Genomic DNA, 11749 nt, shown 5'->3' on the forward strand with positions numbered 1-11749 from the left:
GCACGGGGCAAAGGGCGGTTCAGGGCGCGGGATCGCCAGGAAAGCCGTCCGTCTGCCGCAGGGCCTCGCCCAGCGCCATGGCGGCGGAGACCGCGACATTGAGCGAGCGCATGCCCGGCCGCAGCGGGATCTTCACCCGGGCGGTCGCCGCCGCATGCACCTCCTCGGGCACGCCGGCGCTCTCGCGGCCGAACAGCAGCACGTCGCCGGGCGCGAAGCGGAAGGCCGGCAAGGGCGTGGCGCCCCGGGTGGTGAACAGCACCAGCCGCCGCCCTTCCGCCGCCCGCCAGGCCTCGAAGGCCGCGAACGAGGCGTGGCGGCGCCAGTCCACGGCATCGAGATAGTCCATGCCGGCGCGCCGGAAGGCGGGGGCGCTGACCGGAAAGCCGGCCGGCTCGATGATGTGGACGGGCACGCCGAGGCAGGCGCCGGTGCGCAGGCACGTGCCGGTATTCTGAGCGATATCCGGGCAGTAGAGGGCGAGGATCATGGGGCAGCCTAGGTTGGAGGCCGACTTCGGGCGCAAATATGGCGAACCCAGGACGGCGTGCCGCATGGCCGTGATCTGGACACGGTGCGGGGACGGTGTAATTAGAGACACTTGAAGGTGCAGCTTCCCTTTCGTCGGGCGGGGTGTGCCTGCGACATCTCGCGTCGTTCGCAACTGCGAAAGCTTTCAGGGCTTCTCGCAGATTTTTACTGCGCCTGCGAAGGTGAGAACGAACAAATATTGAGGAAGAGCGCCGTGGCACATACGGAGACGACCCAGACGACCCGACGGGATTTCCTGTACATCGCGACCGGCGCGGTCGGCGCGGTCGGCGTCGCCGGCATGATTTGGCCCTTCGTCGCGCAGCTGCAGCCGGACGCGTCCGTCCTGGCGCTCTCCACCACCGAGGTGGATCTGTCGCCGATCCAGGAAGGCCAGATCATCACCACCCAGTGGCGCGGCAAGCCGATCTTCATCTTTAACCGGGCACCGAAGGACATCGAGGCGGCCCGCGCGGTGCAGCTGAGCCAGCTCCCCGACCCGCAGCTCGACCAGGACCGGGTCAAGAAGGGCCACGACAACTGGCTGGTGGTGGTCGGCATCTGCACCCATCTCGGTTGCGTGCCCCTCGGCCACCAGGGCAATTATGACGGCTGGTTCTGCCCCTGCCACGGATCGCAATACGATTCGTCCGGCCGCGTGCGCGTCGGACCCGCGCCGCTGAACCTCGCCGTGCCGCCCTACGCCTTCAATTCCGATACCAAGATCACGATCGGCTGACGCGCGCGCGTCGCACGTTCATAAAAAAGGTTGGCCCCATGGAAGGACACTCCACCTACCAGCCGAAGAACAAGGTGGCGCGCTGGTTCGAAAGCCGGCTGCCCCTCGTTGGCTTGGTGCATTCCAGCGCTATCGCCTATCCGGTTCCCAAGAACCTGAATTATTTCTGGACCTTCGGCGCGATCCTCACCCTCATGCTGGTGGTGCAGATCGTCTCGGGCGTGGTGCTGGCCATGCACTACACGGCCTATGCGCCGGTGTCTTTCGCCCGCGTCGAGCACATCATGCGCGACGTCGATTTCGGCTGGATGATCCGCTACATCCACGCCAACGGCGCCTCGATGTTCTTCATCGCCGTCTACATCCACATCTTCCGCGGCCTCTATTACGGTTCCTACAAGGCCCCGCGCGAAGTGCTGTGGATCCTCGGCGTGATCATCTACATCCTGATGATGGCCACCGCCTTCATGGGCTACGTGCTGCCGTGGGGCCAGATGTCCTACTGGGGCGCCACCGTCATCACCAACCTGTTCTCGGCCATCCCCTATATCGGCGAGACCATCGTGCAGTGGCTGTGGGGCGGCTATTCGGTGGGCGATCCCACGCTCAACCGTTTCTTCGCCCTCCACTACCTGCTGCCTTTCATGATCGCCGGCGTGGTGATCCTGCACATCTGGGCGCTGCACCACGTGGGCCAGAACAATCCGGACGGCATCGACGTCAAGAGCATCGCCAAGGACACGGTGCCCTTCACGCCCTATGCGACCATCAAGGACACCTTCGCCATGGTGGTGTTCCTGCTGTTCTTCTCCTGGTTCATCTTCTACGCCCCGAACTACATGGGTCACCCGGACAACTATATTCCGGCCAACCCGCTCTCCACCCCGGCGCACATCGTGCCCGAATGGTACTTCCTGCCGTTCTACGCCATCCTGCGCTCCATCCCGGACAAGCTCGGCGGCGTGATCTGCATGTTCGGCGCCATCGTGGTGCTGCTCTTCCTGCCCTGGCTGGACACCTCCAAGGTGCGCTCGGCCCGGTACCGGCCGCTCTACCGTCAGTTCTTCTGGATCTTCGGCATCGTCGCGGTCGGCCTCGGCTATCTCGGCTCGCAGCCGGCCGAAGGGGGCTACGTCATCGCCTCGCGCATCCTGACGGCGTACTACTTCGTCCACTTCATCATCATCCTGCCTGTGCTCGGCTTCATCGAGCGCCCGAAGCCCCTGCCGGCCTCCATCGCGGACGCGGTGCTGGCCAAGGGAGGCGCAACGGTCGTCGCCGGGGCATCCGCCCCGCAGACCAAGGGCTGAGCAAGCAGGCGGAGAGACAGACGATGAAAAAGACCATTCTCCTCGGCGCCGCCGCGCTGGCCCTTTTGTTCGGCGCGCCGGCCTTCGCGGCCGAGGGACACGACGATCTCCCGCACCGGGAATCCTGGTCCTTCGCCGGGCCCTTCGGCACCTATGACACCGCGCAGCTTCAGCGCGGCTTCAAGGTGTTCCGTGAGGTCTGCGCCTCGTGCCACTCGGCCAACTACCTGTATTTCCGCAACCTCGCCCAGGAGGGCGGGCCGCACTTCACCGAGGCCCAGGCCAAGGCGGTGGCGTCGGAATACCAGATCACCGACGGGCCGAACGACCAGGGCGAGATGTTCCAACGCCCCGGCCGCCTGTCCGACCACTGGCCGGCGCCGTTCCCGAACGACCCGGCGGCGCGGGTGGCCAATGGCGGTGCGCTGCCGCCGGACCTTTCGGTGATCGCCAAGGCCCGCGCCTCGCACGTGGGCTTCCCCGGCTTCATCACCGATGCCTTCACCCAGTATCAGGAAGGCGGCGTGGACTATATCCACGCGCTGCTGAACGGCTATGTGGAGGCGCCGGAAGGCGTCACCGTCCAGGCGGGCCTGAACTACAACAAGTATTTCCCCGGCCACCAGATCGCCATGCCCAAGCCGCTGAGCGACGGGCAGGTGGAATATACCGACGGCACGCCGGCCACGCTCGACCAGTATTCCCGCGACGTGGCGGCCTTCCTGATGTGGGCAGCCGAGCCGTACCTGGATACGCGCAAGCGCATCGGCTTCCAGGTGTTCGTCTTCCTGATCGTGCTGTCGGGGCTGCTGTACTTCACCAAGAAGAAGGTCTGGAAGAACGTCGCGCATTGATGCCGGCGTTTCCTCCGCCGGGGCTTTGGTGCCGGGCAGGACAAGCGGGTGCCGCGGCACCCCACGGAACGGGCCCCTTCGGGGGCCCTTTTTGTTGGCGCGGGCGGATGGTGCCGGTGCGGTCGAGCGATGGCGCCCCGATCCCGTCCGGGCGTCCGGGGCGGTCTCGTTGCCGGTTCGGTCAGAGGGCGGAATTCAGGACCTTCTCCAGGTCCGCCTGCGCGGCGCTTCCGGAAACCCGCCCGGTTTCGCGGTCGCGGCGATAGGCGATGAGGGTCGCGCGCGGGACGTTCAGGGCCTCCGCGACCTTTTCCTGGGTGTCGTAGGACACACGCAGGAAGGTGGCGGCGGCGTATTTCTGCTTGGTCATCAAGCGCTGGAGGACGACGTCCTGCTCATGGCATTGCAGGCACCAGGGGGCGTAGACATGCAGATAGACCGGCGCGTCCCGCTTGGTCGCCGCTTCGTAGGCTGCCTCGGAATAAGGCTCCATGGTCGGCGCGGCGAACGCCGGGCGCACCGCGGCCGCGGCGGCGGTGCACAGGGCCAGGGTCGCGAAGCGACGACGGGTCAGCAGAGGCATGGCGGCGTTCCGGGTGGGCGCAGGGTATAAGTGGTTCGTCCCCCGCTTCTCATGGGTCAGCATGCCATCAGATCACACGAAGCTGGAGCGGCGATTGCGCATCTCCCCTTTGTGCGTCGGGCGAAACGATGTTAGGCGGCAGGGTGAGATTCGCGGTGCCGCGCGGCCCCAGCCCCCAGACTTCAGTCCAGAGACCTCCACCATGACGTCGTCCATGCTCGACCTCGCAACCGTGGTCCGCACCATTCCCGACTATCCCAAGCCCGGCGTGATGTTTCGCGACATCACCACGCTGCTGGGCGATGCCCGGGCGTTCCGCCGCACGGTGGACGAACTGGTGCAGCCCTGGGCGGGAGCGAAGATCGACAAGGTGGCGGGCATCGAGGCGCGCGGCTTCATCGTCGGCGGGGCGGTGGCGCACCAGCTCTCGGCCGGCTTCGTGCCGATCCGCAAGAAAGGCAAGCTGCCGCACCAGACCGTGCGGATGGCCTATGCGCTGGAATACGGCCAGGACGAGATGGAGATGCATGTGGACGCGGTGAGCCCCGGCGAGCGCGTCATCCTGGTGGACGACCTCATCGCCACCGGCGGCACGGCGGAAGGGGCGGTGAAGCTGCTGCGCCAGATCGGCGCGCAGGTGGTGGCCGCCTGCTTCATCGTCGACCTGCCGGACCTCGGCGGCGCGGAGAAGCTGCGCGCCATGGGCGTGCCGGTGCGCACGCTGATGGCCTTCGCCGGCCACTGAGGCGGCTCCGTCCCTGCCGAATGCAAAAGGGCGGCCTTCCGGCCGCCCTTCGGTCCCGCGCGGAGAGATTCTCACATATTGGGATAGTTCGGCCCGCCGCCGCCTTCCGGCGCCGTCCAGTCGATATTCTGGTTCGGGTCCTTGATGTCGCACGTCTTGCAGTGGACGCAGTTCTGCGCGTTGATCTGGAAGCGCGGCCCGCTCGCCTCCTCGACCCATTCATAAACGCCCGCCGGGCAATAGCGGTTGGACGGGCCGGCAAAGACGTCGTGCTCCGAGCGCTTCTGCAAGTCCAGGTCCCGCACCTTGAGGTGGATGGGCTGGTCCTCCTCGTGATTGGTGTTCGAGATGAACACCGAGGACAGCTTGTCGAAGGTCAGCACGCCGTCCGGCCTGGGATAGGCGATGGGCTTGAAATTCGCCGCCGGCTTCAGGCTCTGCGCGTCGGTCTTGCCGTGCTTGAGCGTGCCGAAGAAGGAGAAGCCGAGCGTGTTGGTCCACATGTCCAGCGCGCCGAGCGGGATGCCGATGAAGGTGCCGAAGCGCGACCACAGCGGCTTCACGTTGCGCACCTTGTGCAGGTCACGGCCCACGTGGGAGGTGCGCCAAGCGGCCTCATAGCTCACCACTTCGTCATGCGAGCGGCCGGCGATGAGCGCGTCCGCCAGGTGCTCGGCCGCCAGCATGCCGGAGAGCATGGCGTTGTGGCTGCCCTTGATGCGCGGCACGTTGACGAAGCCGGCCGCGCAGCCCACCAGCACACCGCCGGGGAAGGTGAGGCGGGGGACGCTCTGGTAGCCGCCCTCGGTGATGGCGCGGGCGCCGTAGGAGATGCGCTTGCCGCCCTCGAACGTGTCGCGGAACATGGGGTGGGTCTTGAACCGCTGGAACTCGTCAAACGGCGAGAGATAGGGGTTCTGGTAGTTGAGGTGGAGCACGAAGCCCACCATCACCTGGCAGTCTTCCATGTGGTAGAGGAAGGCGCCGCCGCCGGTCTTGCCATCCAGCGGCCAGCCGAAGGCATGCTGCACCAGCCCCGGCCGGTGCTTCTCCGGCGCCACCTTCCACAATTCCTTGAGGCCGATGCCAAACTTGGGCGGCTCACGGCCGGCATCGAGGCCGAACCGGGCGATGAGGCGCTTGGTGAGATGGCCGCGCGCGCCCTCGGCGAACACTGTGTAGCGGCCGCGCAGTTCCATGCCGCGGGTGAATTCGCCCTTGGGGTTGCCCTCGCGGTCGACGCCCATGTCGCCGGTGGCGATGCCGCGCACCGCGCCGGCATCGTCATAGAGCACTTCGGAGGCGGCAAAGCCCGGGTAGATCTCCACGCCGGCCGCCTCGGCCTTCTGCGCCAGCCAGCGCACCACATTGCCCAGCGAGCCGATGAAATTGCCGTGGTTGCTCATCAGCGGCGGCATGGCGAAGTTCGGCAGGCGGGCGCCGCCGGCGGGGCCGAGCAGATAGAAATGATCCTCGGTGACCGGGGTGACGAGCGGCGCGTCGCTCTCCTCGCGCCAGCCGGGCAGCAAAGCGTCGAGGCCGACGGGGTCCACCACCGCGCCGGAGAGGATGTGGGCGCCGGCCTCGGAACCCTTTTCCACGACGACCACCGACAGGTCCTCGCCGCGCTCCTGCGCGAGCTGCCGGAGGCGGATGGCGGTGGCGAGGCCTGCGGGACCGGCGCCAACGACCACCACGTCGTAGTCCATCCCTTCCCGTTCCGGCAGTTCCGCCTCGCTCATGGTTTTCGCCCTCTCCCGATTCTTATGCCGCGGTGCCGTGACGGCACGCCCGCGAAGGTTGGAGTTGTTCCACGGATGCCAGCCGAAGACAATTCGCTTTCAGCCGCACCCCCGCCGGGGCGGGACATTCCCGCACAACGGTTTCGGCGTGGCGCAGGTCTGGTGTAGGATCGCGCCGCTGGTCCGGAAAGCCGATGAACTCATTCGTACACAAACATTTTGCCGACATCCTCGCCTTCTATGCGGAGGCCGGGGTGGACGTGGCCCTCGACGAGGTGGCCGTGGACCGCTTCGCCGAGAGCGCGGCGGCCGCATCGGCGCGCCGGCCATCCGCCGCCGTCATGGCGGACGCACCCCGGGGGCAGGGGACTGATTCGCCCACTGCCGGCACGCGGCCTGCGCCGTCCCGGCCGGCTCCGTCCGTCGGCGCCGGCCACGCGCCGTCCGGAGCGGGAATGCAGGTGTCCGCCCAGCCGCCGGACGTGGCGGTGATGGCGGCGCGCGACGCAGCCCATACGGCGGCATCGCTGGACGAGTTACGCGGGATGCTGGAGGCGTTCGACGGCTGCCCCCTGAAGCGCACCGCCACCCGGCTGGTGTTCGCGGACGGCAACCCGCAGGCCAAGGTGATGTTCGTGGGCGAGGCGCCGGGACGGGACGAGGATGTGCAGGGCCTGCCGTTCGTCGGGCGCTCCGGGCGGCTGCTGGATCTGATGCTGGCGGCCATCGGCCTTGACCGGACCACGGCCTACATCGCCAACGTCATTCCCTGGCGGCCGCCAGGCAACCGCACGCCGACGCCGCAGGAGACCGCGATCTGCCTGCCGTTCATCCGCCGGCAGGTGGAACTCGCCAATCCGGACGTGCTGGTGTGCCTCGGCGGGCCGTCGGCGCAGGCGCTGCTGGGCATCACCGACGGCATCACCAAGGCCCGCGGCCGGATCGTGCCCTATGACACCGGCAGCCGGACCATCAAGGCCATCGCCACCTTCCATCCGGCCTACCTGCTGCGCACGCCGCTGGGCAAGCGCTACGCCTGGCGGGATCTTCTGGCCGTCGAGGCCCTGCTGAAGGGTGAGGCCGCCGGCTGAGCCGCGTGTCGCGGCCGGAAGCCCGCAGCGGCAGGACGCGCCTTTCGGCGGGCGAGGGCGGCGGCCCGGCGGACGGGCCACGGGCATGGGGCCACTCTCCGCTGTTCTTCTGATCAACAAAAAGACCCGGCGCCGACGCGCGGGGGGGATCGCGTCGGTACCGGGTCTTGCCCGCGCCCTGTTCAGGGCTCGGGCATCTGGGCGCGGCGCGGGTGCGCGTGCGCCGCCTCAAGAGGCCGTGTGGCTTCAGCCGTTCTGCGACGGGCCGGAGTGGGGGGCCTGGTCGGAGAACGGGCCGGTGGCGGGCGCCAGGCTGCCGGCCGGAGCGTTGAAGGAGTTCTCATTGCTCATCGGGGCGGCATTCGCGGGCAGCTTGGCCTGGCTGTCCTGCTGGCCCGCGGCCACGGCGTAGAATTCCTTGTTCTTCGCGGTGATGTATTCGTCCGCGAAGGCCGAAGAGGTCGCACCGGCGAGGCCGGCGGCGATCAGGGTGGCGGCAAGCAGCTTGGTGGTGAGGGTGCTCATGGTTGTCTCTCCTGTCCGGCCCGTTGGATCGGGCGGGGCGAAGCGTCATTGCTCCGCTTCCTCGAGACGGGAATTTATGTAGCCGGGGCCAAATCGCAAGTAACGAGCCCGTGCGCAGCGATGTAACAAAATCGTTATGCGTCGTCGCGCGGCAGTGTGGGCATTTTGATACGCGGTTTCCGGTTGGTAACCGGGTGAACGCTGAGATGAATATTTAAAAATGTATCAAATTGTATGACTTCAAATGAATTGGATACTTTTAACTAACGATGAACAAGTTCGTGGATGAACTTCAGTTTGGCGATCGCCGGCGTGTTGAGTACGAACGGATAGAGGTCCGGCTGGCCCATGCTCCGGTTGATGGCGTTGATCGCCACTGTCAGCGGAACGAAGGCGTCCACCAGTTCCGTGACCCCATCCGCGCGATACGGGGAGAAGTCCACCTCGGCCCGCAGTTCGTCGGCGCCGGGGATGCGGGGGCGCAGGCGCAGGCCGAAGGCGCCAGCGGTCTCCAGCGCGTCCACCATGTGCAGGTAGTGCGCGAAGGTCTCGGCGAAGTCCTCCCAGGGATGAGCAGTTGCATAAGAGGAGATGAAGGCGTTCTGCCAGTCCGCCGGCGGGCCGTTGTCGTAATGCGCCTGGAGCGCTGCGCCATAGTCCGCCTGCTCGTCGCCGAACAGCGCGCGGAACGCATCCAGCCGGCCGCCGTCGCGCACCAGGACGTCCCAGTAATAGTGCCCGACCTCGTGCCGGAAATGGCCGAGAAGGGTGCGGTAGGGCTCGCTCATGGAGGTGCGGCGCTTCTCCCGCTCGGCATCGTCCGCCTCGGCGAGATTGATGGTGATGAGGCCGTCGTCATGCCCGGTCAGCACCGGGGCGGCGCCGTCGACCAGGAAGTCGAAGGCCAAACCGTGCGCCGGGTCCTCGGCGCGGTCCGGGGCGGGCAGGCGCCAGCGCAGCAGGGAATAGAACAGATGGTGCTTGGCGCCTTCCAGCTTGCGCCAGTTGGCGAGGTTTTCCGGCACGCTGAGATCGGGCACCGTGCGGTTGTGGCGGCACGCCTCGCATAAGGTACGTCCGGCGTCCGCGGGGATGAGCCAGTTGCAGGCGTCATAAGCGGCGTTGTCGCAGGAGATGTAGGTCCTGTCCGGGTCGGCCAGCGGTCGCCAGGCCGGGCCGTCCGCCGCCAGGGCGGAGAGCTCGGCTCGTTCCGGCAGATAGCCGAGCGCCATGCCGCAGCTCATGCAGGTGGTGTTATCGAAATGCACGGCATTGCCGCAATTCTGGCACTGGAACAGTTTCATGGATCGGTCTCGCCCTCAAAGCCGCTGCGGCTGCGCACCGACATGAACCCCGGGCGGCGGTAAAGGTTGCCTGATGGGGGGGAAGGCCGGAAACGTCCGCCATCGGGGCGCGGTCGGCGATGAGCGGGGCTTCCGCCGGGCCGGGCGCCGCGTCGATCGGCTCTAGGAGGCCGCCCCGTTCAGCATCGGCGCGGAGACGAGGGCGGAATTGCGGTAGCGCGGGTCCTCGGTCACTTCTTCACCCACCCAGGGCGGCAGCGGGACATGCTCGGCGGGGTGGTCCAGCTCCACCTCGGCCACCACGAGGCCGCTGTTCTCCGCGCCGAACACGTCGACGCTCCAGAGCTTGCCACCATAGGGCACGTCGTAGCGCATCTTCTCGATCAGCGGCTGGCGGCAGAGGTCGCGCAGCATCACCTTGGCGTCCGCGAGCGGAATGGGATACTCGAACTCCGCCCGGGACATGCCCTGCGAGGGGCCCTTCACCGTGATGAAGGCGCGCTCGCCGGCGATGCGGATGCGTACCGTCGTGTCGTCGGAGGTATCGATATAGCCCTGGCAGAAGCAGGAGCCGTGGGCATTCGCGCGCCAGCCGTCCGACGTCACGAGGAACTTGCGCTCCACTTCCACCGCCATGACGTACGCTCGCCGAGATGAAGGATTGATCTTCATCTTCCCTTATAATCGCGGTCCGCGCCAGCCGCATCATGGCTGGCGCGGGCACAAAATCCCTAACAAATCGTCGCATTCCCTTGCGGCAGATGGCGCGAGGCCGGCTTGTAGCGCCGGCCTCTACCATCTCGGGTCGTGACGGGGCGTGCGTGCTACGCCGTGGTTGTGGCGTCCACGTCGTGCTTGCTGGGGGGCGTGGTGTCGCCGATGGTGGTCACCCGCAGGATATTAGTGGTGCCGGGCTTGGCGAACGGCACGCCGGCGGTGATGGCGAGACGGTCGCCCGGCGCCGCGAGGCCCTGCTCCACCGCCACCTGCACCGCCCGGTCCACCATCTCGCCAAACGAGTGGATGTCCTCCGCCACATGCACCGCGTGCACGCCGTAGGACAAGGCGAGGCGGCGGGCGGTTTCCAGCCGGGTGGTGATGCCAAGGATGGGCACCGGCGGGCGCTCGCGCGCCGCGCGCAGGCCGGTGGTGCCGGATAGCGTATAGGCGACGATGGCGGCGGCATCGACCGCCAGCGCCGTCTGGTAGGCGGCCTTGGTGACGGCGTCGCCGATGGTCTTGCCCCATTCCGCCTGGGTGGCATCCAGCACCTGGCGGTAACCGGGGTCGCGCTCCACGTGGCGGATAATGTCGTCCATGAAGGACACCGCCTCCACCGGATACTGGCCGGCCGCGCTCTCGGCGGAGAGCATCACGCAGTCGGTGCCCTCATAGACGGCGGTGGCCACGTCGGAGACCTCCGCGCGGGTCGGCACCGGGGCGCTGATCATGCTCTCCAGCATCTGCGTGGCGACGATCACCGGCCGTCCCTGGCGGCGGGATTCGGCGATCATCCGCTTCTGGATGGCCGGCAGCTCCGGCAGGGACAGCTCCACGCCGAGGTCGCCGCGCGCCACCATGATGGCATCGGACAATTCCACCAGCTCGGTGAGATGCTCCACCGCGGCGGGCTTCTCCATCTTCAGCATCACCGCCGCGCGGCCCTGGATGAGCGCGCGGGCCTCGTGGATGTCCTCCGGCCGCTGCACGAAGGACAGGGCGATCCACTCCACGCCCTTCTCCACCGCGAAGGCGAGGTCGGCGCGGTCCTTCTCGGTCAAGGGCGAGAGCGGCAGCACCACGTCGGGGATGTTGAAGCCCTTGTTGTTGGACAGGCGCGTGCCGCTGACCACCTCCGCATCCAGCCAGCCGGCGCCCTTCTCCACCACCTTCAGGCGCACCTTGCCGTCGTCGCACAGCACGGTCGAGCCGATGGTGAGCGCCTCGATGATGTCGGGATGGGGGATCGGCACGCGGTCGGCATCGCCCAGCCTGTCCACGTCGGCGTCGAAGCGCAGGCGCTTGCCGGGACCGAAGGTGATGGCGCCGTCGGCGAAGCGGCCGATGCGCAGCTTGGGGCCTTGCAGGTCGGCGATCACGCCGATGGGGCGCCCCACCTCTTCCTCAAGGCGGCGGATGTGCGCGAGCACCGTGCCGTGGTCGGCCTGGGTGCCGTGGCTGAAATTGAGCCGGAACACATCAACGCCGGCAAGGAACAGCTGCTTCAGCTTTTCCGGCGTATTGGATGCGGGGCCGACGGTGGCGACGATCTTGGTGGCGCGGTTGCGCTTCTGCGGCATGGCCGTATCTCCCCCTGCGGCCGCC

General features: G+C 67.4%; 12 protein-coding genes. 5 read left to right on the forward strand and 7 right to left on the reverse strand.

The annotated features are described in order from the left end of the window. Nucleotides 1-19 precede the first annotated feature (19 nt). The gene (locus YU1_RS0112070; protein ID WP_029004293.1) at nt 20-490 is read right to left on the reverse strand and encodes a tRNA (cytidine(34)-2'-O)-methyltransferase; all 471 of its coding nucleotides are present in this window, start codon (nt 488-490) and stop codon (nt 20-22) included. Nucleotides 491-745: 255 nt separating this feature from the next. Here YU1_RS0112070 and petA point away from each other — a divergent pair, with 255 nt between their 5' ends. From petA to YU1_RS0112085, 3 genes are read left to right on the forward strand one after another with little or no spacing between them, the layout of a single operon-like run. Beyond that, nucleotides 746-1270, forward strand: coding sequence for a ubiquinol-cytochrome c reductase iron-sulfur subunit (gene petA, locus YU1_RS0112075; RefSeq protein WP_029004294.1), 525 nt, complete (start codon nt 746-748; stop codon nt 1268-1270). A gap of 38 nt (nt 1271-1308) precedes the next feature. Continuing rightward, nucleotides 1309-2580 carry a cytochrome b gene (locus YU1_RS0112080; protein ID WP_029004295.1) on the forward strand — a complete coding sequence of 424 codons (1272 nt, stop codon included), beginning with the start codon at nt 1309-1311 and terminating at the stop codon, nt 2578-2580. Between the two features lie 23 nt (nt 2581-2603). Then, a complete protein-coding gene (locus YU1_RS0112085) occupies nt 2604-3434 on the forward strand; it encodes a cytochrome c1 (protein WP_029004296.1) in 831 nt (276 codons plus the stop codon). 181 nt (nt 3435-3615) lie between these two features. Here the strand turns inward: YU1_RS0112085 and YU1_RS0112090 are convergent, their stop codons facing one another. Next, on the reverse strand, nt 3616-4017 hold the full coding sequence (locus YU1_RS0112090; RefSeq protein ID WP_029004297.1) for a thioredoxin family protein: 402 nt from the start codon (nt 4015-4017) through the stop codon (nt 3616-3618). A 214-nt stretch (nt 4018-4231) separates the two neighbouring features. Here YU1_RS0112090 and YU1_RS0112095 point away from each other — a divergent pair, with 214 nt between their 5' ends. Then, nucleotides 4232-4762, forward strand: a complete 531-nt coding sequence (locus YU1_RS0112095; RefSeq protein ID WP_156922104.1) for an adenine phosphoribosyltransferase — start codon at nt 4232-4234, stop codon at nt 4760-4762. A 71-nt stretch (nt 4763-4833) separates the two neighbouring features. Here the strand turns inward: YU1_RS0112095 and YU1_RS0112100 are convergent, their stop codons facing one another. Beyond that, on the reverse strand, nt 4834-6504 hold the full coding sequence (locus tag YU1_RS0112100) for an electron transfer flavoprotein-ubiquinone oxidoreductase (protein ID WP_029004299.1): 1671 nt from the start codon (nt 6502-6504) through the stop codon (nt 4834-4836). A gap of 194 nt (nt 6505-6698) precedes the next feature. On the opposite strand from YU1_RS0112100, the gene YU1_RS0112105 reads away from it, so the two are divergent. Next, on the forward strand, nt 6699-7595 hold the full coding sequence (locus YU1_RS0112105; protein ID WP_029004300.1) for a uracil-DNA glycosylase: 897 nt from the start codon (nt 6699-6701) through the stop codon (nt 7593-7595). A 246-nt stretch (nt 7596-7841) separates the two neighbouring features. On the opposite strand, the gene YU1_RS0112110 is transcribed toward YU1_RS0112105, so the two are convergent. The 4 genes from YU1_RS0112110 to pyk all read right to left on the reverse strand — a co-directional run bounded on the left by YU1_RS0112110 (nt 7842) and on the right by pyk (nt 11724). After that, the gene (locus YU1_RS0112110; RefSeq protein WP_029004301.1) at nt 7842-8120 is read right to left on the reverse strand and encodes a hypothetical protein; all 279 of its coding nucleotides are present in this window, start codon (nt 8118-8120) and stop codon (nt 7842-7844) included. A gap of 263 nt (nt 8121-8383) precedes the next feature. Beyond that, entirely contained in the window at nt 8384-9424 is a 1041-nt protein-coding gene (locus tag YU1_RS0112115) for a zinc-binding metallopeptidase family protein (protein ID WP_029004302.1), read from the reverse strand. Between the two features lie 162 nt (nt 9425-9586). Next, nucleotides 9587-10060, reverse strand: coding sequence for a CYTH domain-containing protein (locus YU1_RS0112120; protein WP_029004303.1), 474 nt, complete (start codon nt 10058-10060; stop codon nt 9587-9589). Nucleotides 10061-10248: 188 nt separating this feature from the next. Next, nucleotides 10249-11724: a pyruvate kinase gene (gene pyk, locus YU1_RS0112125; protein ID WP_029004304.1), complete on the reverse strand. Its 1476-nt coding sequence runs from the start codon at nt 11722-11724 to the stop codon at nt 10249-10251. Nucleotides 11725-11749 lie beyond the last annotated feature (25 nt).

The sequence above is a fragment of the Azorhizobium doebereinerae UFLA1-100 genome, assembly GCF_000473085.1.
In the GTDB taxonomy this organism is placed as follows: Bacteria; Pseudomonadota; Alphaproteobacteria; order Rhizobiales; family Xanthobacteraceae; genus Azorhizobium; species Azorhizobium doebereinerae.